Source organism: Marinobacter sp. S0848L (genome assembly GCF_023016065.1).
Lineage (GTDB): Bacteria > Pseudomonadota > Gammaproteobacteria > Pseudomonadales > Oleiphilaceae > Marinobacter.
This window is the reverse complement of sequence record NZ_JALKAQ010000005.1, coordinates 252,549-276,739: the sequence shown is the minus strand read 5'-3', so window position 1 is coordinate 276,739 and position 24,191 is coordinate 252,549. Positions and strand designations below refer to the sequence as shown.

The window sequence follows — 24,191 nt, the reverse complement described above, 5'->3', positions numbered from 1 at the left end:
GAACCACCTGATCCCATCCCGAACTCAGAAGTGAAACAAGCCTGCGCCGATGGTAGTGTGGCACTTGCCCATGTGAGAGTAGGTCATCGTCAGACTCTTAATACCAAAACCCCAGCTTCGAAAGAGGCTGGGGTTTTTTCATTTCTGAATCCCTGAAAAATGCTATTTGCTGATCAGTTCAATCACGCCACCAACGATGTTTCGCATAAGGTTAAACTGCTCATTGCTTCGTTCGATGTGTTGATCCAGCAAGCCGCCTTGCCAGCTGACCAGCCAAATCAGAGCCACCGCTAAAATTAGGTTACCTGCGGCGAGAAGCTTCATTCGCGACTGTGTTTTCTTTTTTTGCGCTGCCTCTTCCAATCCCGACTCGATCAACGTTGAACGCAGCTCTTTGAGTTCTTGCTCCAACTCTTCATAAGCGACTTCCAGCGTTGATAACCTTCCGGTCAGCTTACGTGTCTGTTGTTCGGGTGACTCAACGGTCGGATATCCGCCTTCTTCAATTGCGATGCGCAGGGCCTCGCTCTGGTCCGGGTCCGGCGTATCTGAAAGTATGATGTCTAAGGTTCTTAGCAGCTGTTCCCGGTCAACCTGCTTGCGTATGACTCCGGCGGCACCCAGTTCTCGTGCTTCCTGGATGTATTTGCCGGCATTCTGGGAGGTATACATAAACACAGGAATATCTCGTGTTTCAGGCTGCTGTTTAAGTTTCTCTAACGCCTGAAAACCGTTCATGCCCGGTAAAATGTGATCCAGGAATATCAGATCGAACGTCTCTGATTGCAGGGCAGGGAAGGCTTCTTCAGCGCAGACAACACCTGTGCTGGAGATATCAGCTCGATCAAGCAAGCGTGCAAGAATGGTTCGTGCCGTTGACGAATCTTCTATAATCAGTGCGTGCCCTCGCGCCATGCTCACTCTCTCCCTATGCGCTTATCTCAAAGCGGTACGATGTTCGTCGGAGAACTATAAGCGTCGCTCATAAAATAGGCACGTCTTGATGGGACTAACCTGCAAAATTGAGACGTGTATAGAATTTTCTATGTAATCGAGTAGGCAATACCCTGTTACTTTGCCTGTTTTAATAGCTTGTTGACCAGTGCCCTTAAAGCGGCTGGCTTAACGGGTTTATAAAGGATCTGATAGCCTCGGTTGATTGCGTCTTCACGTACCTCGGGTGCCATATACCCGGTGATCAGTATGCCCGGGATCCGGTTACCCAGCTCCGCCCGCACACTATCCATAGCGTCAAGACCGTTGCGGTTGTCATCTAATTGGTAGTCGGCGAGGATGATATCCGGTTTGCGGCCTTCTAACTTTCCGAGCGCTGTTTCTAAACTCTCGGCTGCTGTTACATCGCATTTCCAGTTACCGAGCAAGGCGACCATGCCTTGTAGGATGGCCGCATCATTATCAATGCAGAGTACGTGCAGACCGCCAAGGCTTGAAACACGTCTTGAAACGTTTTGGGTCTGGTTTGTCTCTGATGCTGTGGCTTCTGGTGCCGTTAACGGTACCGTAATGCCGAAAACGCTGCCTTTCCCCTGGATGGACTGAACCGTCACGGGGTGGTTCAGCATGCCACTGATTCGGTCTACGATGGCGAGCCCAAGGCCGAGTCCTTTCTTGTCTTGCCCGTGCTGGAAGCGCCGGAACTCTTCAAAGATATGCGTGAGCTGCTCTTCGGACATACCCGGGCCGGTATCCCAGATTTCAATGCGCAGGAATCCCTTCAGGCGGCGGCAGCCCATAAGTATCCGGCCACTGTCACAATACCTGATGGCGTTCGACAAGAAGTTCTGGACCGCCCTCCGCAGCAGTTTTGCATCCGAACGGACCCAAGCTGAACTGGGCACCACATGAAGTTCTAGCCCTTGATCCTTTGCGATCGCGGAAAACTCGGTCGCAAGGTGGCGGAGCAGGTCATTCACCGGGAAAACGGTAATGTCTGGCTCTAGGGCGCCCGCATCCAGCTTCGATATATCCAGTAGCGTACTGATGATCTCTTCCGCTGCGCCCAAAGAACTGTCGATATGCTGAATCAGTTCGGAGGTTTCACGGTCTACCGATTTTCCTGACAGGGCTGACGTAAATAATCGTGCTGCGTTCAGGGGCTGCAACAAATCATGGCTGGCCGCGGCCAGAAAGCGGGTCTTACTCTGGTTCGCCTGCTCTGCCACGGATTTTGCTTTGAGCATTTGCTCGTTGATTACCTGCAGCTCTTGTGTCCGTTCACGCACGCGCTGTTCGAGATAGATGTTGGTTTCTTTCAGCGCCTGCTCGGTGCGGCGCATCGGAGTAATGTCCTGGAATGTGGTTACATAGCCACCACCGGGGATTGGGCTGCCGTCAATACGTACAACGGTGCCATCCGGGCGTTGCCGCTCGTAGGACATCGGTTCGCCCGCCCGCATGCTCGCGCACCGGCCCTCTATGATTTCATCGATGCGGCGTGCGGAGAGGTTGGCGTTCATCAGGTTATAGCGCATCAGGTCTTCAACCGGACGACCGACCCTGACATAGCCTTTGGGGTAGCTGAAAAGCTCTTGGTAGCGCTGGTTCCAGACAACCAATTGTTGCTGGTGATTGACTACCGACACGCCCAAACTGATGTTTTCTATGGCAGATTGCAGCAGTTCCCGACTAAAGGTCATGGCCTGGGAGGCTTCATCCACGATGCTGACGACGTCTTCAATCTGCATGTCACGACCGGTCAGGGTCGATTCAAGTACAACCCGGGCAGTGGATGCGCCAATAACCGAGGCCAATTGCCGCTCAATATATTTTCTGAGGTGGGTAGACGCTTCCCGGTGGGGGTAAAGTCGAATTGCGTTTCGGCGCTCGTAATTGTGGAACACGCTTTCCGAGCGTTCTTCGCCCATAAAACGGTCTGTCAGTGCCTGAAGGTCGGACACCAGCACTTCGCCTTGCCAGCTTTGGTTAGTGGGGCTGTCATGCCGGGGATCAAATTCCTGAAAAAAGGCGGCAAGCTGAATTTTTTCCCGGATACGTTGGCGGGTTACAACGGACAGCAGTAGATAAGCTGCTGTGTTGATACCGAGGCTCCACAGTATGCCGTGGGTCATCTGGTCGAGTTCCGAGCCGAACAGAGCGGTGGGCCGTGTCCAGCTCCAACCGAACAGGCCGTGATTGATCAGTCCGTCGTCGATCCAGCCCGTAGAAACCAGCGCCGGTAATAGCAAGGTATAACACCAGACGGTGAAGCCCAGCCCCAGCCCCCAGATTGCGCCTGTCGCGTTACCCTTGCGCCACAGGATACCTCCCACCAGAGCCGGCCCGAATTGGGCCGCAGCGGCGAACGACAGTAAACCGAAGGCCGTGAGGCTGTAGTCTTGCCCCGCCATACGATAAAAACCGTAGGCAGTTAATAAAACGACGAAGATAGCGGCGCGGCGAATGGTTAGCAGCAAGTAGCTAAGGTCGGCTCGACGGTTCATTCGGGGCCGGAAGAATTTCAACAGCCCGGGCATGATGATCTCGTTACTCACCATGGTGGAGATGGCCACTGAGCAGACTATCACCATGGCCGCTGCGGCAGAACCGCCGCCAAGAAACGCGAGGACGGACAACCATTGCTCGCCGGCCATAATCGGAAGCTGCAGGATTACGATATCCGGGTTACTACCCAAACTGTCAGCATACAAAAGGCCTGCAGCGGCGATCGGAATAACAAAAGCGGTTGCGATGATCAGATACACCGGCATCGCCCAGCGAGCAACGTTGAAATCCCGGTGGTCGGCATTCTCAACCACCATAACGTGGAACTGCCGCGGCAGACAGATAATCGCCAGCATAGCCACCAGAGTTTGGGTGATGAACGCTGGCGCATCGAAACTGCTGGTGGTGAGTGTTCCGATAAAGTCTGCGTCAGCGGCTTTTTGGAACAAGTCGCCGAAACCATTAAACAAACCATAACCAACGAAAAGTCCGACGGCGATGAACGCCACCAGCTTTATCAGTGATTCAAAGGCAATGGCTTGAATCATCCCTCGGTGGTGTTCGGTCGATTCCAGATGTCGGGTTCCAAACAGAACGGTAAATACGGCGAGGGTGAGCGTGATATACCACGCGGAATCGTTCCAGATTGTGCCAAGCCCCGGTAAAGGGTGGCTATTATCGGACAACACGCTAAAGCCAAGAGCGATAGCTTTCAGTTGCAGGGCTATGTAAGGAACGCTGCCGATCAGAGCGACTGCCGCGACCATGGCGGCTAATAGCTGGGATTTGCCATACCGTGACGCGATGAAATCGGCGATTGAGGTACTGTTGTTGCGTTTACTGATGTGAATGATGCGGCGCAGTAAGGGCGCAAAGAACAGGAATACCAGAAGTGGACCGAGGTAAATGGAGGCAAAGCCGAAACCTTCCTGCGTAGCGCGCCCCACGGCCCCGTAGAACGTCCAGGACGTGAAGTAGACCGCCAAGGAAAGGCTGTAGATATGTGTGCGGGCAAATGTATGGCGATACAACCCTGGATGCTTGTCGCCCGCCCAGGCGATCAAAAACAACAGTGAAATGTAAGTGATCGATATTAAAACAAGCACCCAGACACTAATCATGTATTGCGTTTATCCCGTCCGTTCTATCTATCAGGCGCTACACACAGTGTTAAGCAGCGGATCGTTATTGTTTAGCCGTTTAAGGTTGTCCACCCGAGGGTTGCCGTTGCTGGCCAGGGGCACTAACTCTCGAGTTTGGCAATTGATCAGATGTACCCGATGGGAAACCGCGTCTGTGACTGTTTGTTCAAACCGATACAGTGTAAAGCGAACAATCTCGGCGTTGCTGGTATCCCGGGAGATGCTTTCGACATCGACTGCCGAAAACGCAGTGACGTACGGGAACACGAATGTCCACGGCCGGAAGATCAACTGCTCCCGTTCAGTATTGATCACCACCGCTTCATCGGGCAACAGCGTTTGTTTATGGTCGTACCACGTGTATTCGCCATACACCAGGTAGCCTAGCATGCCGAGCCCGGCAAAGACCGGAATGATCCATCTGGGGGCCTTCTTAGCCGTGATGGCGCGTATGCCTAAGGCAATGCCTGCAGCGCCCAGGCCGCAAAAGATTGTGGCCACAAAATTCCAGAACATAAAACAATATCCTTAATGAAGAACGGGCTTCCTCACTGAGGAAGCCCGCTCGGTATCAACCTGCCATTATCGGCAATAATTCAGGTTTTTATACAGCTCAGTGATCATGGGCTGTGCCGGCACCGCGAGGGTAACGGACGCTTTCGACCAACTCCTGAATTTCGACTGGCGGTTCAGCTGTTACTTTCGATACTCCAAAGGCTACCGCAAAGTTGACGATGGCACCAATTGCACCAATAGACAGCGGGGAAATACCCAGTACCCAGTTCTCAGGGGTGTCCGCCAGGGTGTTGGTGCCCGGAATGAACAGCCAGCCTTTGTAAGTGAAGATGTACACCAGTGTAAAGGTCAGGCCTGCCAGCATGCCGGAAATCGCGCCCACGTTATTCACCCGCTTGGAGAAAATACCCATCATCAAGGCGGGGAACAGGGATGCGCCTGCTATACCGAAGGCCAGCGCCACTACCTGAGCCGCAAACCCGGGAGGATTTGCCCCTAGCCATGTAGCAACCACAATCGCAACAGCCATCGAGATTCGGGCGGCGAGTAATTCGCCCTTATCGCTGATGTTGGGGTTAAGCCGGCCTTTGATCAAGTCGTGACTCACGGCCGACGATATGGCCAGCAAAAGCCCGGCGGCGGTGGACAAGGCTGCGGCCAAACCACCCGCGGCAATCAAACCGATGACCCAACCCGGGAGGTTGGCAATCTCGGGGTTAGCCAATACCAGGATATCGTTGTTTACGACCATCTCGTTGCCGGCCCAGCCACGTTCAGCTGCGGTGTCGGCAAACTCGGCATTATTGTCGTTGTACAACTGAATGCGGCCGTCGTTGTTCTTGTCTTCGTATTTGATCAGACCGGTTTCTTCCCAGGTGGCAATCCAGCCGGGACGCTGATCGTACTCGATCGGCTGGGCCTGAGTGCCTTCAGGGTAAATGGTGGTCATCAGGTTCAAGCGAGCCATAGACGCTACGGCGGGTGCCGTCAGGTACAGCAGGGCAATGAACACCAAAGCCCAACCGCCCGACCAGCGCGCATCAGATACTTTAGGAACCGTGAAGAAGCGGATGATGACGTGTGGTAAACCGGCGGTACCGATCATCAAGGACAGAGTAAACAGCACCATGTTCAACTTGTTATCGACATCGGCGGTGTACTGGTTGAAGCCAAGATCGGTGATCACTTGGTTCAGCTTAGTCAGTAGCGGAAGACCAGATTCGGTGTGGGTCGAGAACATGCCAAGACCGGGAATCGGGTTGCCGGTCAGCTGCAGGGAAATGAACACCGCTGGAATCGTGTAAGCCACAATAAGCACACAATATTGTGCAACCTGGGTGTAGGTAATGCCTTTCATGCCACCCATGACCGCGTAGATGAAGACCACAATCGCGGCGATGATCAGGCCGTTGGTGGAATCAACTTCCAGGAAGCGAGAGAAGGCAACGCCCGCACCTGCCATCTGGCCGATAACGTAGGTCACTGATGCGACAATCAGGCAAATAACGGCAACCAGTCGTGCATTCGAACTGTAGTAGCGGTCGCCAATGAATTCCGGAACCGTGAACTTGCCAAACTTGCGCAAGTACGGCGCCAGCAACATGGCCAGCAAAACGTATCCGCCGGTCCAGCCCATCAGGAAGGTGGAGTTGGCATAACCACCGGCTGCAATCAGGCCGGCCATGGAGATGAAGGACGCAGCAGACATCCAGTCGGCACCAATAGCCATCCCATTGGTAACAGGATGAACGCCGCCACCAGCAACGTAGAAGTCACTGGTGCTGCCGGCTTTTGCCCAAACAGCGATGCCGATGTACAGGAGGAATGAGCCCCCAACGAAAAGCAAGTTAATTGCGAATTGGCTCATGCGTTATTTCTCCTCGTGTACGCCGAATTTCTCATCGATTTTGTTCATGCGCCAGGCGTAGAAAAAAATCAGAATAATGAAGGTGATAATGGAGCCTTGCTGGGCGAACCAGAAGCCCAGGTCGGTACCACCCACTTCAATGCCGGCAAGCATTGGGCGTAGGAGAATTGCAGCGCCGTACGAAACCAGAGCCCAGACAATCAGGCTCCCGAAGATCAGGCGAAGATTGGATTTCCAGTAGTTTTCAGCGTCGTAGCTATGTCCTGACATACACTCACTCCCATATTGTTTTTGTAAAGCTCGGCTGGCGATCTTTTTGGGTAATGCGGTAAGAGAATTTATTGTTCATTGTGTTGTTCTCTGACTTGTTGTCGTTATCGACTTTACGCGTCAGTGACATTATGGATATTGGCAAATGGTCTTATTAATTCAGCCTCAAAGCGGCGCCCTGACAGGCTTTGCGGATAATGATGCCCGGCACTAAAATCGCTTCATTTTCTGCAAACGTCGTTGATAACGTAGCTTTTGCGAGAGATCCTTTAGTGTTTTGACGTTCGACTTTTGGGCCGTATTAAGGGCAATCAAGGTGAGTTCCGCGGTCACCATCGCATCGGCGGCAGCGTGATGCCGTTCACTAACTTCCAGCCGGAAAAGATCCGACCAATGATCCAGCCCCCTGCCTTTTGGCTCCGCTTTCGGGAAAAAAGCAGGCATTAGCTCTGCAACGTCCATCCAAACGTGGGAGCGGGTGTACCCAAGCTGAGCCTTCAGCGTTCGTTCAAGAAACCGTTTATCGAATTCGGCGTGATACGCCAGGATCGGGTCGCCATTCATCCATTCCAGAAGGTGCAGTAACGCTTCTTTTGTTTCCTGACCCTGGGTTAGGGCTTCCGGGCCAATACCATGAATCAGCACAGTTTCCCGTATGTCTAATTCGGGACGGCGAAGGATCAGATCGAACTGATCGTCCAGGTGTATGGCACCTTTTTCGATGGCGACCGCCCCGATGGCGATTACTTCATCTTTGGCGGTGTTTAAACCCGTTGTTTCGAGATCTAAAACGATCAGGCGGGAATTGGAAAGGCTTTGATCACCTGCCGTTTTGGGGGTTGGCAGATTGTCCATGTCGATGCTGGAATGGCCGTTTCGTTTTAAGGAAAGCCAACGTTTAACGTTCGAAAACATAGTGGTGCCACGGCCTATAGTTGGTACGCCAATTCCAGTTTTTGCTGGAGTCGCTGGGCCTGACGAAAGGATTCTCGCAGGATACGCCGGTCAAGAGGGTTCAGATCGTCCGGGTCAATGTAGTTGGTCAGTGGCTCGTCATTGGCGAGCAGGTCTTGATGGGCCCGCATCCGTATGGCCTGAATCAGACTGTACGATTCTTTCCATGCACCGGCATCCTTTTGATCAAACACATTCTTTTTGGCGAGTTCATCGAGGCGTTCCAGCGTGTTGGCAGCTCTGATCCCGTTTGCTAATGCAAACACCCGGATGGATTCAACGAAAGGTGCCAAGCCCTGGCGCTTCAGATCCAGTACTTTTTTGTTGTCGTCATTCAGATAACGAAAGGTTCGAAACAGGGTGAGAGGCGGCTTCCGCTGCAGCGCATTGCCAGCCAGCATCTTCTGGAACAGTGCATTTTTCTCGATGCGTGTGAGCACCTTACTAAACAGCCTTCTGAGTGGCTCGTCCGGCCCGAAAATCGCCCGCATGTCGAGGAAGATAGAGGAATAGACCAGGTTTTGCGGCGTAGAAGCTTCGATAAATCGCTGAAACCAGTCGTCCCACTCGGCTTCACTCAGGCACAGCTTGGGATTGCTGGCCATGATGTTGCCCTTGCACAGTGTGAAGCCGCATTGGGCCAGTTCATCATTAACCTTACGGGCAAATGGCAGCAGCTTTTCGCGGACCTGGTCTTCGGTCATGCCGTCGGGCGTATCGAATAAGATGCCATTGTCCTGATCGGTCAGAAGGGTTTGTTCCTGACGGCCTTCGCTGCCAAATGTTAGCCAGGTGAAGGGAATGCCGGGATCATTCTGTTTCAGGTTCAGTTCCAGTACGCGTCGCACCGTGACGTCGTTCAGTGTGGTAATGATTTTAACGACCTGGCCAGAATCGGCGCCGTGGGCGAGCATCGTGTCAACCAGTCGAGACACATCATGGCGCAGGCTAATCAGCGTGCTTAATTGAGACGCTGTGCTGATGGTTCGGGCCAAGTGCACCAAATCGACCCGCTGAAGTGAAAACAGGTCGCGTTCCGAAACCACACCGATTAAACGGTTGTTGTCGTCCACCACGCACACGTGGGCGAAATGCCGTTCAGCCATCAGCATGGCGGCATCAAAGGCATCATCAGAGGCGAGTAAGCGACATGGTTCTGGCGTCATTACGTGACGGATAGGCGTGCTGAGAGAGTCTGCCCCCTCGGCGATCAACATACGCAAATCTCTGAGGGTGAAAATGCCGGTTGGCTGCTGTTGATCATCGGTGACAACAATGCTGCCGACATTGTTCTCATGCATCCGGGCAACGGCTTCGTTAACGGGCAGGTCTGGCGTACAAATGATTGGCGCGCGCAGGGCGTAACGCTCAAGCGGTGTGTCCAGACTGCTGCTAGAGCCGATGGAGGCCATGGCGGTTGACTGAATGCGTTGGTTGACCTGATCGAGCAAGCTGCTGACACCGCGAAGACAGAAGTCCCGGAAGGGTTCGCTTTCCGCAAACAGAGTCACAAAGGCAGGGTGATCAATGCTCAAACAGAAAGTATCGCCCGCTGCACGGTGAAGCGTGCGTGTGGGGCGTTCCCCGATCAGCGCGGCGAGCGGAAAGCATTCACCTTTGCTTATCTCGAAGGTGGTTTCGGCGCGATTATCTTTCTCATTGAATCGCTCGCCCCGAATACGCCCCTGTTTAACCACCCAGAAATGTTTGACGACATCGCCGTCGGGAGACAAAACCTCTTCACCGTCACTGAAAAACGTCAGTTTTGCATTTTCCGCGAAGTGTGCCAGATGCGGATCGTCCATGTTCGAAAAGGGCGCGTGCTCTCTCAAAAACGTCATGATCGCGCGGGTGTTCTGCGGAAGCGTAGAGTCGGGCGTATCTGCAGTCATAAAGAGTACCATCGTGCCGGGCAGGAGCGGATGCTTGTGTTGCCTCATTATTAGGGTGGGCTGCCCGAAGTGTAGTTCAGTAAGCGTAGACGATGCCCTACGATTTTCGTCCTACGCGAAGACGAGCTTCGCTTTATGGTATGCCGGTGCAGTGGTAGAGTCCCGTTACTCGTCAACCTGGATTCGTATGTGTTATGACCTCCAAAGAAGAGCGCCTGGCTTTCCTTGAAGAAATGAAAGATGTGCGGCGCATACGTAAACCGAACCGTGCCGACGTGGCCGCACGCACAGAGCTCACTCCGGGGCATTTGGTTCGCCAGCAAGCCGCGGTTGAGGCGCAGGTCCGTGATGTAAATCCGTTAACGGCTGATGTCGTTGAGCCGCTAACGGCCCACGATGTACTGAGTTGGCAGCGGCCCGGGGTGCAGCATGGTGTGTTTAAAAAACTCAGGTTGGGACAGTATCCCATTGAAGCTCGGCTTGATTTGCACCGAATGACGGTCGAAGAGGCCCGAAAAGAGGTGTTCCAGTTTATTAATGATTGCGTAAATTACGGGATACGTTCTGTCATTATTCTTCACGGGAAGGGAGAGCGTAACCCGGATGGCATCGCCCAATTGAAAAGCTATCTGGCGAAATGGTTGCCTGAGTTGGAGGCGGTTCTTGCGTTTCATTCGGCCCAAAAGCGACATGGTGGGACAGGCGCAGCCTACGTTATGGTTCGCAAGAGCGATCAAGATAAGCAGCAAAACAGAGAAAAGCACGGAGGCTCCTGAGAAGGCGCTAAGCGTCAACCAAGGGTTTCTATATATGCAGAGGTGGCAATGATGAACAAGCGTTCTTTTGCAGTTGTGGCAATGATTTCTCTATTCACTTTGGCGGGCTGCAAAGACCGCGTGATCTGGAATGATAACGGTAAAGTGGAGGAGGCGACCCAGAATCGCGAAGTTTGGAACTCGAATGGCAAAATGGACTCTGGAGATCGCGAAATCTGGGTCGATAAAAACGGCAACGAAGTCGTGAAGTAACGGTTGTTGGCAGCCGAACTACAATAAGATGGGAGTGGAACATGGCGTTAAGCCTGACAGTAAATGGCCAGCACTATAGCCTGGACGTAGAGCTTGATACCCCATTGTTGTGGGTGTTGAGGGATGAACTGAACCTGAAAGGAACCAAATTTGGGTGTGGCGCCGGTTTGTGTGGCGCCTGTACGGTGCATGTTAACGGCCAGCCAACCCGTTCTTGCTCTACGCCTGTTGAGTATTTGGACGGAGCCGAGATAACCACCATTGAAGGCTTGTCTGAAAATGGGGAGCTGCATCCGCTTCAAAAAGCGTGGGTGGCCGAAGGCGTTCCTCAGTGCGGTTACTGCCAGTCTGGTCAGATAATGACTGCGGCTCATTTGCTGGCAAACACTCCCTCGCCATCACGAGACGAAATCGTAACGGCTATGTCCGGCAATTTGTGTCGCTGCGGAACCTATTCCCGCATTGTTGCGGCGGTGGAATCCGTTGTTGATGGCGTCGGCCATTACGAGCCAGAGCAGGGAGGGGCCTGAGATGACTATGAATCGCCGTGATTTCATGAAAGTCAGTACCGCTGCCTCTGGCAGTCTGGTGCTGGCCGTATCGTTGCCAGGATGTTCGACCATCAAAACCGGTTTTGAAGAAGAAACCGGACAATGGTCACCCGATATCTGGCTTGAGCTGACCACGAACGACGAAATTTTCTTTACCCTGGCCCGGGTGGAAATGGGGCAGGGTACCTATACCGGTTTGACCACGCTTGTTGCCGAAGAGCTGGATGTTGATCCAGCCCGAATCAAAGTGAAGTTTGCACCGGTTGCACCGGAATACCGAAACCCCCTGTTTGGTTTGCAGCTTACCGGTGGTAGTACCAGTGTAGCTAGCAGCTGGAAACCCCTGCGGGAAGCAGGTGCCTCGGCACGGCAAATGTTAGTGATGGCGGCTGCTCGCGTTTGGAAGGTAGACGCAGCTGACTGCACGACACAGGACGGCCGGGTTGTTCACCCCAACGGCATCGATTCGCTACGGTATGGCCAGCTGGTTGAGTTGGCGGATAAAGAAGTTATCCGTGGTGATGTGGCCTTGAAGCCGCGTTCCGAGTGGAAATACATCGGGCGCAAAGGCGGAAGACTGGATACCGAGGCCAAAGTAACCGGTAAAGCGGGTTACGGCATCGACGTAGAGTTACCGGGGATGGTGTACGCGGTGATGACCCGTTGCCCGCGTTATGGCGGCAAAGCGACCGGCTTCAACCGGAGCGATGTGATGGCTTGGCCGGGCGTACTGGACGCGTTCATTACCGAACGCGGTGTTGCTGTGGTTGCCGACCGGTACTGGCGAGCGCGCAAGGCGCAGGAAGCTTTGAACGTTGAATGGGATTTCGCCGAAGCGATTGATCTGGATAACGATCAGGTTTTTGAAGGCTACCGGGAGGCGGCCAACGAAGACGCGGGTGCTCAGGAGCGTTCTGACGGCGATTTCGACGATGCCGTTGAAAATGCGAGCCGCGTGGTCGAAGCGGAATATGAACAGCCGTATCTGGACCATGCGGCCATGGAACCCATGAATGCAACGGCTTGGTACCGTGACGGCGCAATGGAAGTGTGGGCGCCGACTCAGGCTCCGGATTTGGCGCGTATCGCAGCGGCCCGGCATTCAAGCCTGTCCCCGAGTAATGTCACCGTTCACACCACGTTCTTGGGTGGCGGTTTTGGTCGTCGTTTGACCCAGGACTATGTCGAAGAAGTTGCGATTGTTGCCTACAAAGTTAAAAAGCCGGTGAAGTTGATCTGGTCCCGGGAAGAAGATGTACGCCACGGTTTCTGGCGACCCGCGATGTTGCACCGGATGAAAGCCAGCTTCAAAGACAGCGAATTGACCGGTTGGGATCACCAGATTGTAGGGCCTCAGATTCTCGACTGGTACGTACGGAATGCGGCCCCTGCCCAGTACCCATGGGCACCCCAGTTTCTGTACAGCACCCTGGGCCGTGTTGGCCTGATGGCGGAGGGGGTCGCTACGCCCAAAGATATCTCGGCCATTGAAGGTGCCATCGGGTACCCGTATCAGGTCGAGAACGTTAGTGTTCGCCATACTCATACAGACCCGGGGGTTCCGATTACCTGGTGGCGCTCTGTTGGGTACTCCCATAACGGTTTTGCGGTAGAAACCTTTATGGACGAACTGGCTCACGAGGCCGGGGAAGATCCTTTACTGTTCCGCAGAAAGCTCCTGGCCAACGAGCCACGCCATCGTGCGGTGCTTGACCGGGCAGCCGAACGGGCCGGTTGGGGAACCCCGTTAGCCGAAGGCCGGGCCCGCGGCATTGCTCTGTTCAAGTCTTTTGGTACCTATGTTGCCCAGGTTGTTGAGGCCAGCATTGAGAACGGTGAGATCAAGGTCCATAAAGTTACCTGCAGTGTCGATTGTGGCCAGGTGGTCAATCCCCGAGTGGTTGAGGATCAGATTTCCGGCGGCATTCTGTTTGGATTAAGTGCTGCACTGTTTGGGGAAATTAGCTTCAAGAACGGAGAGGTTCAGCAGAGCAATTTCCACGATTCGCGCGTGTTGCGTACGCACGAGGTACCGGAAGTGCTGGTGGACATCGTCGATAGTGACATTGAGCCCACGGGAGTGGGTGAACCGGGTGTCCCGCCCGTTATTCCTGCCTTGGGCAATGCCCTGTTCGCGTTGACTGGGAAGCGCCAGCGCAAGTTGCCGCTGACCGCCGGATAAAGCGGTTTGCCGGAGCAATCGGCCGCCCTATAATGGCGGCCGATATGTGCCCCGAAGGGCCAACTCAAACCGGGAGTGAGCCAATGTTTGATGTAACCCGATACGCCGCATCGGCTCAGGCCATAGTTGATGCCGGGCGCTTCTTGTATGACCGCGGTTGGTCACCCGCCACCAGCAGTAATTATTCCGCTCGCCTCGACCAAAACCATATTGCCATCACTGTATCGGGCCGGCACAAGGGCCAACTTTCCACCAGCGACGTTATGGTGGTGGATCTTGACGGTAACCCTGTCCAGAGCGCAGCGAAATCCTCTGCGGAAACCCTCTTGCACACGGTTCTCTATCAAATCTATCCGGATGTTGGCGCTGTCTTGCATACGCATTCAGTAAAGGCGACAGTATTAAGCAGATTGATAGAGGCAGGGGCACCCTTTGAAGTCGAGGGGTATGAACTTCAAAAGGCGTTCCCGGGCGTCGACAGTCATACGGGCCGGCTGAGGGTTCCGGTGTTTGATAACACCCAGGATATTCGCGCGCTGGCGGAACGCACTCGGGAATGGTTCGAGCATCATCCGGAGCAGCTCGGATATCTGATCCGGGGCCACGGGCTCTACACCTGGGGTGCGACTATGGCGGATTGCCTGCGCCATGTTGAAGCATTTGAATTCCTTTTTGAATGTGAACTTGAAACCATGAGAATTTGCCGATGACCACCTTGAGCATTTTTAACCAGAATGAACCGGACACCGCTCAAACGGTCACATCTGATCCGCAAGCGATTCGTGACACTCTGAAGGCGCATGGTGTGCGCTTTGAGCGTTGGCCCACCCGCGAGCTCCCGGACGGCGCCATTCAGGAGCAAATTTTGACGGTCTACGCTGATGAGGTGAACCGGCTCAAGCAAGAGTGCGGTTTCCAGACGGCCGACGTGGTCAGCCTCACTTCAGATCATCCGCAGAAGGCAGAATTGCGTAAGAAGTTTTTGGACGAGCACACCCACAGTGAAGACGAGGTGCGGTTTTTCGTACACGGCCAAGGGTTGTTCTATCTACGTTTTGGCGACCAGATCCTCGCAGTGATGTGCCAGAAAAACGACCTGATCAGCGTGCCGAATGGCACCCGTCACTGGTTTGATATGGGGGCCGAGCCAGAGTTTACCTGTATTCGCCTGTTCACCAATCCCGAAGGCTGGGTGGCCAGCTTTACCGGCGAAGACATTGCTACACGGATTCCAAGGTATGAAGCCTTGGCAGGAGTGCAGTCATGATCCGCGTTATTTTGACCGACATCGAAGGCACCACCAGTTCAATTTCGTTCGTACACGATGAGTTGTTTCCCTACGCGAGTAAACACCTCCCCGACTTTGTTCGGGAACATCACCACACCACCCGTGCCGTGTCTGAGCAGTTGGCGATCGTGGCGGAAAGAAGCGCGGTCGATAGCAAAGATGTTGAAGGGTTGATCAATGTACTTCAAAACTGGATTACCGAAGATCGCAAAGAAGGTTCCCTGAAGGCGCTGCAAGGTATGATCTGGGAGCAGGGTTACCGAAGCGGCGAATTGAAAGGGCATATCTATCCGGATGCTGCGGATTACCTGCAGCGATGGCATGACCGTGGTTTACGGCTTTTCGTGTATTCGTCAGGCTCGGTTAAAGCCCAGAAACTGATTTTCGGCCACAGCAATGAAGGCGACTTCACGCCTTTCTTCTCCGGCTACTTCGATACCACCGTGGGCGGTAAAAAAGAAGCTCAGTCCTATCACAACATTTTGGCTGAGCTTGGCGTTGAACCTAAGACGGTGCTATTTCTGTCGGATGTGGAAGCGGAACTCGAAGCGGCCGAACAAGCGGGCCTGAAAACGGCGTGGCTGATCCGGGAAGGCGATGTGCCCGATACCGATCGTTTTGTTGCCCGTGATTTTGCGGAGGTCGATGCTCTTCTGCGCAAACGTTAGGAGGTAGAAATGATGCCCGGAGACAGACGTCTGCGATGGCTGATTCCGGGTGTTCTGGTTGTGTTTCTGGCGGGTTGTAATCCGTTCACAGAAGCAGAACCGATGATGGAAGAGTACTTGAGCCGGCTGGCTCGGGTGCTCGACGCCCCCGCTTCCGCCCCGCCGTCAGACCTGCCTCGGGCCACCACCCTGCCTAAACGCCGTGATCGCGTTCTTCTGATACCCGAGTTAGAGCTGGGCATGCTCGACTTTCTTTCGCTGTACGGTTGTGAGCTTCAATACGTAGTGGGCGAGAGAAATTCGGTGATGGGCCGGGTTATGCAGCCCATCAACCGGTTACGGTACGAGATTCGTTTTATCCAAAGTGCTGAGCGTTGTGTGCAACAGATCGACGACGATGAGTTGCAGGCAACGTTGGAGCAGGCCATCGAAAGCAAGCGCCAGACGCTGCCTCTTGCGGTATGGAATGCTACCTGGGGAACCGAGGAGATCGAAAAGTTGTTTACGTTGGCGAAAGGCCATTACCCCGTGGCGGCCGACCAGAATTCGTTGACCGATCTGGCTTTGGACCTGGATCAACTGAACCAAATGGTAACAGCCTTGAACAACCAGCAATTGGGCGTGTCGTTGAGTGATCTCGGGCGGATACATCAGCGCTGGCAAGCGCAGTTCTTGGCGGGGCAGGTGATTAACAGTGCTCGTTTATTGATTGCGACTCTGAATTCGGGCACAGAAACACTGCGGAGTAGGCTTGAAGGGCGACCGTTATGTTTGAACGGTAAGCCCAATAATCAGTCCAACATCGTTCAGAGTTTCTTTTTCAAGGTCTATATCGGCGAGGTTCAGCCCTATATGAGCGCCGTTAGCCGGGCTCGCGATAGTTTGATTCGTGGCTTTGCCCGTCTGGCGGAACAGCAAAAACATGTGATGCCGGAGGCGTTCGAAAGCTGGTATAGCCGGCATCTTTCCGAGGATTCCGGCGACAGCCTGTGGCGCGAACTAGACCAGGCGATGATGCGCCATACTCGGCACTGGCAGGATTTGTTGGCCCAATGTGGTCTGCGGCCCGGAGCCTGATCAGCGCTGGCTTTCCGGCGTTACCCGAAGGATTTCTTCAACGGTGGTTTGCCCGGCTGCCACTTTCTGGGCACCGCTTAACCTGAGCGATTTCATGCCCTCTTTGTAGGCGTCTCGTCTCAGGGCCTCCAACTCGCAGCGATCGGTGATCTGGTGGGTCAGGTTATCGGACATCGTCATGATTTCGTAAACCCCTGAGCGCCCCATGTAGCCCGTATTCCGGCATTCCAGACAGCCCACGGGGTGGAAAAACTGCTTGGGTGCCGGTGCTTTCCAAGGCCGGGTCAGTGTTTGCCAGGCTTGCTCGTCGGCGTCGCTCGGTTGCTTGCAGTGCGGGCAAAGATTACGGGTTAGCCGCTGGGCCATGACACCAAGCACTGTTGCTCGAATCAAGTAGGGGGGAATGCCCAATTCCATTAATCGTGTAATGGCGCTGGGTGCATCATTGGTGTGTAACGTCGAAAGCACCAGGTGCCCGGTCAGCGCGGCTTGCACAGCCATCTCCGCGGTTTCCAGATCCCGGATTTCGCCAATCATGATGATGTCAGGATCCTGGCGAAGAAGGGCTCTTACGCCGTGGGCGAAGGTGAGGTCAATGTTGCTCTGTACCTGCATCTGATTGAAAGCCGGCTCGACCATCTCGATCGGGTCTTCGATGGTACAAATATTCAGTTCCGGTGAGGCCAGCTGTTTCAGTGTAGAGTACAGCGTCGTGGTTTTGCCGGAGCCGGTGGGGCCGGTTACCAGCACAATGCCGTGAGGCCGCGATGTGATCCGGTGCCAGCGACTGCGGTCCTCTCTATTGAAGCCGAGCTGTTCAAACGATTTCAGCAGCACTTCCGGGTCAAAAATCCGCATCACCATTTTTTCGCCAAAGGCGGTGGGCATGGTGGCCAAGCGGAGTTCTACTTCCCGGTTGTCCGGCTTGCGGGTTTTGATTCGGCCATCTTGCGGACGTCGTTTTTCGGCCACGTTCAGGCGGCCCAGGATTTTCAGGCGGCTGGTGATGGCAGTGCCGACGTGCTCCGGGAATTCGTACACATTGTGCAACACGCCATCGATACGGAATCTTACCTGAGTGACAGCACGCCGCGGTTCAATGTGAATGTCCGATGCCCGTTGCTCAAAGGCGTATTGCAACAGCCAGTCGACAATTTTGACCACATGTTGGTCGTTGGCATCGGCGCTGTCTGTGGTGCCAAGATCCAGCAATTGTTCGAGATTTTGGTTGCCGGCTGGCCCGGCTTTCGCGCCGCCACCGGCTTTGCTGACTGAGGCCGCCAGTTGGTAAAACTCGACGGTATAACGGCGGATGGCTTCCGGATTGGCGACCACCCGCCGAATATCTTTCCGCACTGCCTGACGAAGGTTGCTTTCCCACTCCCGTTTGAACGGCTCGCTGCTGGCAATCACTACTTCGTCGTCGTTAATCTCGACCGCCAGAATGCCGTGTCGCTGGGCAAAGGCGTAAGACATGACACGAGCAATGGCCGGGGTGTCAATCTTCAGGGGGTCAATGTGGTAATAATCCTGCTGGCCCCAGGTTGCCAGCCAGTGGGTCAGGCGTTCCAGGTCCAGCGTGCGGCCGTCAATCTGGCTGCTTAGGCCGGCGATGGCCACAAGTTCCAGCGGGTGCCTGGGGGTTGAGTTGGTACCCTCCGAGGCTGAGCCCAGATTGGCAGTCATCACTTTTTCAGCGTCTTGCTGGCTGATCTCCTCGCTTTCCACCAGCGCTGTGCACACATCTCTCAGCGTGAGCGTGCGATGGTGGGGTGGCGCTGGCATTGCGAGTGTTTGATCAGCCATCCGTTTTGCCTCTCAGGAACAGTATTTTAGGCGGCGACCCGGCGGTTTACTTTCAGGTGCACCATGGCCACGGTAAACAACAGGAACGTCAGCACCGTTGTAATGACGGGCCCAATTGCGCCTTCGCTAAGCCAAGCGGAGACGACCGCTTGGGTGAAGTAAAAAATCAAGACAAACGACATCCAGATGTAGCCGCGGTTGTGGCCACGAAATACCGGAACAATAAACGCTAGCAGTGGCAGCAGTTTGACCGTCAGCATCAGGGTGATGGAAACTCCTTCAACCGGCGCCGGATAGAATGTTGTCAGAACCAATGTAGCCAATACGGCAAGATAGAGCCCGCTGGTCACGCGTGCAGTGGTTTTGGCTTGGTCATTGTGAAGCATAAAAGGTTCCGGGTCGTTAACGTCGTTGAGAAAATCAGTCAGACAGCTTCTGCGCCAGGCGAGCCAGCCGTTCACCGAATGCCTGACACAGAATTCGTTCGTGTTCGCTGAGGGCTTGTTCAGCCCCAGTGCCCGCCCAATGGGATGGCCCGTAGGGCGTTCCTCCCGTGGTCGTGTCGTTCAAGGCACTTTCTGAGTAGGGAAGCCCGCACAGTACCATGCCGTGGTGTAGCAGAGGCAGCATCATCGTTAGCAGGGTGGTTTCCTGCCCGCCATGCAAGCTGCCCGTTGAGGTAAAGGCGCCGCCTGGTTTGCCAGCGAGCTTGCCGTTCAGCCACAAGTCCCCGGTACCGTCCAGAAAGTGTTTCAGCGGCGCGGCCATGTTACCAAATCGGGTAGGACTGCCCAGAGCCAGGCCGGAACAGTTGGCCAGATCTTCCCGAGTGGCGTAGGGAGCACCGGTGTCTGGCACAGCGGGTTGGCTGGCCACGGTATCCGGCGAAACCGGGGGAACGGTACGAATTTTCGCCTCAAGCCCAAATACCTGCGACACACCGCGCCCGATCTGTTTAGCCATTTCGGCCGTTTGGCCGTTTCGGCTGTAATAAAGAACAAGAATGTAAGGGCTGGAATTGCTCATGCCTGGCTCCTGGAAGGTTCTTTCAAAGAATGTCGAGCACAGATTCGGGCGGGCGGCCGATAGCGGCTTTGTTGTTCGCCAGAACGATAGGGCGTTCAATCAGCTTGGGTGTTGCCACCATCGCCTGTACCAGTTGCTCGCGGGTCAAATCCGGGTTGGCCAGGTTCTGTTCTTTGTATTCGGGTTCTTTGGTGCGCATGAGTTCCCGGGGCTCGCAACCCAGCAGATCAAGAATGTGTAGTAGCTCTTGCTCTGTCGGAGGTGTCTCCAGGTAGCGTATAATCTCCGGCTTGATGCCTTTTTGCTCAAGCAGCTCAAGGGTCTGGCGTGATTTTGAGCACCGTGGGTTATGGAAAATACGGGTTTGTTCTGTCATGGTCATGCTCGATTAACAATCGTGATTGCGGTCTATTTCGGGGCGTAGTCTAACAGGAGGAAATCCCTTGCAGTACCCTCGGTACTTGTCCAATTCGCGAATCTCCCTATCTTTACGCCTCCCAAGATGGTTAGCGTTTCTGGCGCTGAGTGTCGGGCTGGTTCTGTCCGGTTGCAGTAAAGTGGAGCTGGAAAATGCGGATGGCACGCTCAAAAGCTGGGACAGTTATCGCGGCCAGTGGGTGCTAGTGAATTACTGGGCCGAATGGTGCAAGCCCTGCCTTGAGGAAATTCCCGAGCTGAACCAGCTAGACAAAGCCCCCGACATATCGGTGTTGGGGGTGAATTTCGATGGTATCGAAGGCGAGGCCTTGCGGGATTTAGGCGCGCGAATGGGGATCGAGTACACCATGCTGGCCAAAGACCCTGCAACAGAATTTGGCTGGAATGTGCCGGTGGCCCTGCCTGCCACCTTTGTTGTGGGCCCGGGCGGTGAACTCATTGAAACGCGCTTTGGTCCGCAAACCGAAGATGATATCCGTACAGTGATCGGCAATTGAACATGGCAAATACTTTCGTACATCTGCGCGTACACTCTGAATATTCCATGGTGGATGGCCTGGTTCGGGTCAAGCCGCTGATCAGTCGGGTCGCTGAACTGGGTATGCCTGCCGTAGGGCTTACCGAGCAGTCTAACATGTGCTCGTTGGTTCGCTTTTACCAAGGCGCCATGGGGGCAGGCATCAAGCCAATCGTGGGTGCGGACCTGTGGCTGGAAAATCCGGACGAACCCGAAAACCCGTTCCGCCTGACTTTGCTTGCACGAGATAATGATGGTTATCTGCATCTGACGGAAATTATTTCACTGGGCTATACCGAGGGACAGAAGTACGGCAAGCCGATTGTCCGAAAGGAATGGCTGGAAGCTCGCGCGGCCGGCTTGATTGCGTTGTCCGGCGCAAAAATGGGTGACGTGGGTAAAGCGTTGCTGGCTGGCAAACCAGAACTTGCCCGGGAAAGGGCGCAGTATTGGAAGCAGTTGTACCCCGGTAGCTATTACCTGGAGCTGCAGCGTACTGACCGGGCCGGTGATGAAGATTGTCTGCATCTGAGCGTTGAACTGGCAGCTGAAATGGGCCTGCCCGTGGTCGCAACCAACGACGTACACTTCCTGACAGCCGACGATTTCGAAGCTCACGAAGCCCGGGTCTGCATCGGTGAAAGCCGCACCTTGGACGATCCACGCCGGGATCGCCGCTTCAGTGACCGGCAGTACCTGCGCAGCGCCGAAGAAATGATCGAGCTGTTTTCGGACATCCCGGAAGCCATCGAAAACACCGTCGAGATTGCTCGCCGCTGCTCGGTAAAAGTGCGACTGGGCGAATACTTCCTGCCGAATTATCCGATCCCGGATGGCATGACCATGGATGACTACTTCCGCAAAGTGTCGGAAGAAGGTCTGGATATGCGTTTGGAATCCATCCTAAGCACGGATGACCCGGACTACGATCAAAAGCGTGCCGCCTATGACGAACGCTTGAAGTTTGAGCTCGACATCATCATTCAGATGGGGTTCCCGGGTTACTTCCTGATCGTTATGGACTTCATCAAGTGGGCCAAAAACAACGGTGTGCCCGTTGGGCCGGGTCGTGGTTCCGGTGCCGGATCGCTGGTTGCTTATGTGTTGTTGATTACGGATCTGGACCCGCTCGAATACGATTTGCTGTTTGAGCGATTCCTGAACCCGGAGCGGGTATCCATGCCTGACTTCGACGTTGACTTCTGCATGGAGGGGCGTGACCGGGTTATCGAATACACCGCCCAGAAGTACGGCCGCGAAGCGGTTTCCCAGATTATTACCTTCGGTACCATGGCTGCAAAAGCGGTGGTGCGAGACGTGGCGCGAGTGCAGGGTAAGTCCTATGGGCTGGCGGACAAACTGTCCAAGTTGATTCCGTTCGAAGTCGGCATGACGTTGAACAAGGCCATTGAGCAGGAGCCCCAGCTAAAAGAGTTTTTGGAGCAGGACGAAGAAGCCCAGGAAATCTGGGAAATGGCGCTCAAGCTCGAAGGTGTGTGCCGGAACGCCGGTAAGCACGCCGGTGGGGTGGTTATCGCGCCCACCAAGATCACCGACTTTTCGCCGTTGTATTGTGATGACGAGGGCGGAAGTCTGGTCACCCAGTTCGATAAAGGTGACGTTGAAGAAGCCGGTTTGGTGAAGTTCGACTTTCTGGGGCTGCGGACCCTGACCATCATCAAATGGGCTCTGCACATGATTAACCCGCGCCGTCTAAAGCGCGGGGAGCCGGAGCTGGACATCGCGACGATTCCGCTCGATGACAAAGCTTCGTTCGATATGCTCAAAAAGGCGGAAACCACCGCGGTGTTCCAGCTTGAATCCCGCGGCATGAAAGATCTGATTCGCCGCCTTCAGCCGGATTCACTGGAAGACATGATCGCACTGGTGGCACTGTTCCGGCCCGGCCCGCTTCAGTCCGGCATGGTTGACGACTTTATCGACCGGAAGCACGGCAGGCAGCCGTTGTCGTATCCGCACCCGGATTATCAATACGAAGGCCTGAAACCGGTATTGGAGCCCACCTACGGGGTTATTCTGTACCAGGAGCAGGTCATGCAGATCGCCCAGGTTATGGCGGGTTACACCCTGGGTGGCGCCGACATGCTGCGCCGGGCGATGGGTAAGAAAAAACCAGAGGAAATGGCGAAACAGAAAGCCTCTTTCCTTGACGGGTGTGCCAATAACGGTATTGACAAGACGTTGGCCGAGAACATCTTCGATCTGGTTGAGAAGTTCGCCGGTTACGGTTTCAACAAGTCTCACTCGGCAGCCTACGCTTTGGTGTCGTACCAGACGCTATGGATGAAGGCCCATTACCCGGCTGAGTTTATGGCGGCGGTACTGACCGCGGATATGCAGAACACCGACAAGGTGGTCACGCTGGTCGAAGAATGCCGAAACATGAAGCTCGACCTTCTGGTGCCCGATGTCAGTCGCTCCGAGTACACCTTTACCGTTAACGACGATGGCCAGATTGTGTACGGGCTGGGTGCGATCAAGGGCTTGGGCGAAGGCCCCATCGAAAGCGTGGTTGCGGCAGCCAAAGAAGGTGGCCCGTTCCAGGATATTTTTGACTTCGCTCGCCGGGTTGATCTGAAGAAGGTAAACAAGCGTGCCATGGAGGCACTGATACGTGCCGGTGCGATGGACAAGCTCGGAGCAACCCGGGCGCAGCTGATGGCCAGTATCGATAAGGCCATACAGCAAGCCGGCCAGCAATCCCGAAACGATGCTGTGGGCATGGTGGACATGTTCGGGGAAATGTTGGGTGGCGGCGGTGACGAAGACGTGTATGCCGATGTGGCTGATGTACGTGAATGGCCTGAAAAGCAGCGCCTGAAAGGTGAAAAAGACACGTTGGGTATTTATCTTACCGGTCACCCGTTTGATGAATACGAAAAAGAGGTGCGCCGTTTTGTACGCTCGTCCATTGCCGAGTTAAAGCCCAATAAATCGCCTCAGCGAGTAGCAGGTTTGGTGGTGGCTCAGCGCACCATGAAGACCCGTACGGGGTCAACTATGTGCTTCATTACACTTGACGATCGAAGCGCCCGCATTGAAGCGACCCTGTTTTCGGAAGCCTATTTCGAAAACCGTGAGTTGCTGCAGTCAGATCAAGTCATTGTGTTAGAGGGGCAGGTCAGCCACGACGATTACTCGGGGCAGATGAAAATGCGTGTCAGCTCGGTCACCGATGTTGCAACGGCGCGCCAGCAGTTCAGCAAAGGCATCCGATTGGCGCTGCATGCTGACCAGCTGCAGAATGGTTTGCTGGATAAACTAGACGACACGCTGCGACCGTTCCGTAACGATGGCAGCCCTGTGTGGATTGAGTACAGCAGCGCAGAAGCCCGAACCCGCATTGAGCTCGGGGATTCCTGGCGTGTGCAACCAGATGATGATTTGCTGTTCGAGCTGAAACATCTGGTGGGCGACCAAGCCGTAGAACTGGTCTATGATTAAGACCAATGTCCGCTTTTGCTCTGCGGCAAGCACTGCTATCTT

21 protein-coding genes and 1 rRNA gene are annotated in these 24,191 nt (G+C 54.6%); 11 read left to right on the top strand and 11 right to left on the bottom strand.

What is annotated here, in order from left to right; translation table 11 throughout:
* Positions 1 to 95: ribosomal RNA gene (gene rrf / locus MWU64_RS09150) — 5S ribosomal RNA — on the top strand; the annotation flags it as partial.
* Positions 96 to 162: 67 nt separating this feature from the next.
* On the opposite strand, the gene MWU64_RS09145 is transcribed toward rrf, so the two are convergent.
* From MWU64_RS09145 to MWU64_RS09115, 7 genes are all read right to left on the bottom strand, one after another.
* Positions 163 to 915, bottom strand: coding sequence for a response regulator (locus MWU64_RS09145; protein ID WP_247063660.1), 753 nt, complete (start codon positions 913 to 915; stop codon positions 163 to 165).
* A gap of 155 nt (positions 916 to 1,070) precedes the next feature.
* On the bottom strand, positions 1,071 to 4,583 hold the full coding sequence (locus MWU64_RS09140; protein ID WP_247063659.1) for a PAS domain-containing hybrid sensor histidine kinase/response regulator: 3,513 nt from the start codon (positions 4,581 to 4,583) through the stop codon (positions 1,071 to 1,073).
* A gap of 30 nt (positions 4,584 to 4,613) precedes the next feature.
* Positions 4,614 to 5,120 carry a hypothetical protein gene (locus tag MWU64_RS09135; protein ID WP_247063657.1) on the bottom strand — a complete coding sequence of 169 codons (507 nt, stop codon included), beginning with the start codon at positions 5,118 to 5,120 and terminating at the stop codon, positions 4,614 to 4,616.
* A gap of 97 nt (positions 5,121 to 5,217) precedes the next feature.
* Positions 5,218 to 6,987, bottom strand: coding sequence for a sodium:solute symporter family protein (locus MWU64_RS09130; protein ID WP_247063656.1), 1,770 nt, complete (start codon positions 6,985 to 6,987; stop codon positions 5,218 to 5,220).
* Positions 6,988 to 6,990: 3 nt separating this feature from the next.
* Positions 6,991 to 7,257 carry a DUF4212 domain-containing protein gene (locus MWU64_RS09125; protein ID WP_247063655.1) on the bottom strand — a complete coding sequence of 89 codons (267 nt, stop codon included), beginning with the start codon at positions 7,255 to 7,257 and terminating at the stop codon, positions 6,991 to 6,993.
* Between the two features lie 210 nt (positions 7,258 to 7,467).
* Positions 7,468 to 8,172, bottom strand: a complete 705-nt coding sequence (locus MWU64_RS09120; protein WP_247063654.1) for a 3'-5' exonuclease — start codon at positions 8,170 to 8,172, stop codon at positions 7,468 to 7,470.
* Between the two features lie 14 nt (positions 8,173 to 8,186).
* Positions 8,187 to 10,103: a DUF294 nucleotidyltransferase-like domain-containing protein gene (locus MWU64_RS09115; protein ID WP_247063653.1), complete on the bottom strand. Its 1,917-nt coding sequence runs from the start codon at positions 10,101 to 10,103 to the stop codon at positions 8,187 to 8,189.
* 194 nt (positions 10,104 to 10,297) lie between these two features.
* On the opposite strand from MWU64_RS09115, the gene smrA reads away from it, so the two are divergent.
* From smrA to MWU64_RS09075, 8 genes are all read left to right on the top strand, one after another.
* A complete protein-coding gene (gene smrA / locus MWU64_RS09110; protein ID WP_247063652.1) occupies positions 10,298 to 10,879 on the top strand; it encodes a DNA endonuclease SmrA in 582 nt (193 codons plus the stop codon).
* Positions 10,880 to 10,930: 51 nt separating this feature from the next.
* Positions 10,931 to 11,131, top strand: a complete 201-nt coding sequence (locus MWU64_RS09105) for a hypothetical protein (RefSeq protein WP_247063651.1) — start codon at positions 10,931 to 10,933, stop codon at positions 11,129 to 11,131.
* A 41-nt stretch (positions 11,132 to 11,172) separates the two neighbouring features.
* A complete protein-coding gene (locus MWU64_RS09100; protein ID WP_247063649.1) occupies positions 11,173 to 11,661 on the top strand; it encodes a (2Fe-2S)-binding protein in 489 nt (162 codons plus the stop codon).
* 1 nt (position 11,662) lies between these two features.
* Positions 11,663 to 13,864 (top strand): xanthine dehydrogenase family protein molybdopterin-binding subunit, encoded by a 2,202-nt coding sequence (locus tag MWU64_RS09095; RefSeq protein WP_247063647.1) that lies wholly within the window; start codon positions 11,663 to 11,665, stop codon positions 13,862 to 13,864.
* Positions 13,865 to 13,947: 83 nt separating this feature from the next.
* On the top strand, positions 13,948 to 14,574 hold the full coding sequence (locus MWU64_RS09090; protein WP_247063645.1) for a methylthioribulose 1-phosphate dehydratase: 627 nt from the start codon (positions 13,948 to 13,950) through the stop codon (positions 14,572 to 14,574).
* Entirely contained in the window at positions 14,571 to 15,131 is a 561-nt protein-coding gene (locus MWU64_RS09085; protein ID WP_247063643.1) for a cupin, read from the top strand. The genes MWU64_RS09090 and MWU64_RS09085 overlap by 4 nt, the downstream gene beginning before the upstream one ends.
* Positions 15,128 to 15,820 carry an acireductone synthase gene (gene mtnC, locus MWU64_RS09080; RefSeq protein ID WP_247063640.1) on the top strand — a complete coding sequence of 231 codons (693 nt, stop codon included), beginning with the start codon at positions 15,128 to 15,130 and terminating at the stop codon, positions 15,818 to 15,820. The genes MWU64_RS09085 and mtnC overlap by 4 nt, the downstream gene beginning before the upstream one ends.
* Positions 15,821 to 15,832: 12 nt before the next feature.
* Complete coding sequence (locus MWU64_RS09075; protein WP_247063638.1) at positions 15,833 to 16,897, top strand: DUF3080 domain-containing protein; 1,065 nt, start codon at positions 15,833 to 15,835, stop codon at positions 16,895 to 16,897.
* Here the strand turns inward: MWU64_RS09075 and MWU64_RS09070 are convergent, their stop codons facing one another.
* Genes MWU64_RS09070 through arsC form a run of 4 tightly spaced genes read right to left on the bottom strand, consistent with a single transcriptional unit; the run spans position 16,898 to position 20,105 of the window.
* Positions 16,898 to 18,703: a GspE/PulE family protein gene (locus MWU64_RS09070; RefSeq protein WP_247063636.1), complete on the bottom strand. Its 1,806-nt coding sequence runs from the start codon at positions 18,701 to 18,703 to the stop codon at positions 16,898 to 16,900. It lies immediately after the preceding gene.
* Positions 18,704 to 18,729: 26 nt separating this feature from the next.
* Positions 18,730 to 19,089, bottom strand: coding sequence for a DUF2069 domain-containing protein (locus MWU64_RS09065; protein WP_247063634.1), 360 nt, complete (start codon positions 19,087 to 19,089; stop codon positions 18,730 to 18,732).
* 34 nt (positions 19,090 to 19,123) lie between these two features.
* Entirely contained in the window at positions 19,124 to 19,729 is a 606-nt protein-coding gene (gene wrbA / locus MWU64_RS09060) for an NAD(P)H:quinone oxidoreductase (RefSeq protein WP_247063632.1), read from the bottom strand.
* Between the two features lie 22 nt (positions 19,730 to 19,751).
* Entirely contained in the window at positions 19,752 to 20,105 is a 354-nt protein-coding gene (gene arsC / locus MWU64_RS09055; protein ID WP_247063631.1) for an arsenate reductase (glutaredoxin), read from the bottom strand.
* A 100-nt stretch (positions 20,106 to 20,205) separates the two neighbouring features.
* Between arsC and MWU64_RS09050 the strand changes: the two genes are divergently transcribed.
* Both MWU64_RS09050 and dnaE read left to right on the top strand, forming a co-directional pair.
* A complete protein-coding gene (locus MWU64_RS09050; RefSeq protein ID WP_247063687.1) occupies positions 20,206 to 20,664 on the top strand; it encodes a TlpA disulfide reductase family protein in 459 nt (152 codons plus the stop codon).
* A 2-nt stretch (positions 20,665 to 20,666) separates the two neighbouring features.
* Positions 20,667 to 24,149: a DNA polymerase III subunit alpha gene (gene dnaE / locus MWU64_RS09045; protein ID WP_247063630.1), complete on the top strand. Its 3,483-nt coding sequence runs from the start codon at positions 20,667 to 20,669 to the stop codon at positions 24,147 to 24,149.
* The last annotated feature ends 42 nt before the right edge of the window (positions 24,150 to 24,191 follow it).

Bases quoted from the DNA above. Each gene is read 5' to 3' on its own strand.
- MWU64_RS09145 (WP_247063660.1), bottom strand. From the start codon at position 915: ATGGCGCGAGGGCACGCACTGATTATAGAAGATTCGTCAACGGCACGA.
- MWU64_RS09140 (WP_247063659.1), bottom strand. From the start codon at position 4,583: ATGATTAGTGTCTGGGTGCTTGTTTTAATATCGATCACTTACATTTCA.
- MWU64_RS09135 (WP_247063657.1), bottom strand. From the start codon at position 5,120: ATGTTCTGGAATTTTGTGGCCACAATCTTTTGCGGCCTGGGCGCTGCA.
- MWU64_RS09130 (WP_247063656.1), bottom strand. From the start codon at position 6,987: ATGAGCCAATTCGCAATTAACTTGCTTTTCGTTGGGGGCTCATTCCTC.
- MWU64_RS09125 (WP_247063655.1), bottom strand. From the start codon at position 7,257: ATGTCAGGACATAGCTACGACGCTGAAAACTACTGGAAATCCAATCTT.
- MWU64_RS09120 (WP_247063654.1), bottom strand. From the start codon at position 8,172: ATGTTTTCGAACGTTAAACGTTGGCTTTCCTTAAAACGAAACGGCCAT.
- MWU64_RS09115 (WP_247063653.1), bottom strand. From the start codon at position 10,103: ATGACTGCAGATACGCCCGACTCTACGCTTCCGCAGAACACCCGCGCG.
- smrA (WP_247063652.1), top strand. From the start codon at position 10,298: ATGACCTCCAAAGAAGAGCGCCTGGCTTTCCTTGAAGAAATGAAAGAT.
- MWU64_RS09105 (WP_247063651.1), top strand. From the start codon at position 10,931: ATGAACAAGCGTTCTTTTGCAGTTGTGGCAATGATTTCTCTATTCACT.
- MWU64_RS09100 (WP_247063649.1), top strand. From the start codon at position 11,173: ATGGCGTTAAGCCTGACAGTAAATGGCCAGCACTATAGCCTGGACGTA.
- MWU64_RS09095 (WP_247063647.1), top strand. From the start codon at position 11,663: ATGACTATGAATCGCCGTGATTTCATGAAAGTCAGTACCGCTGCCTCT.
- MWU64_RS09090 (WP_247063645.1), top strand. From the start codon at position 13,948: ATGTTTGATGTAACCCGATACGCCGCATCGGCTCAGGCCATAGTTGAT.
- MWU64_RS09085 (WP_247063643.1), top strand. From the start codon at position 14,571: ATGACCACCTTGAGCATTTTTAACCAGAATGAACCGGACACCGCTCAA.
- mtnC (WP_247063640.1), top strand. From the start codon at position 15,128: ATGATCCGCGTTATTTTGACCGACATCGAAGGCACCACCAGTTCAATT.
- MWU64_RS09075 (WP_247063638.1), top strand. From the start codon at position 15,833: ATGCCCGGAGACAGACGTCTGCGATGGCTGATTCCGGGTGTTCTGGTT.
- MWU64_RS09070 (WP_247063636.1), bottom strand. From the start codon at position 18,703: ATGGCTGATCAAACACTCGCAATGCCAGCGCCACCCCACCATCGCACG.
- MWU64_RS09065 (WP_247063634.1), bottom strand. From the start codon at position 19,089: ATGCTTCACAATGACCAAGCCAAAACCACTGCACGCGTGACCAGCGGG.
- wrbA (WP_247063632.1), bottom strand. From the start codon at position 19,729: ATGAGCAATTCCAGCCCTTACATTCTTGTTCTTTATTACAGCCGAAAC.
- arsC (WP_247063631.1), bottom strand. From the start codon at position 20,105: ATGACAGAACAAACCCGTATTTTCCATAACCCACGGTGCTCAAAATCA.
- dnaE (WP_247063630.1), top strand. From the start codon at position 20,667: ATGGCAAATACTTTCGTACATCTGCGCGTACACTCTGAATATTCCATG.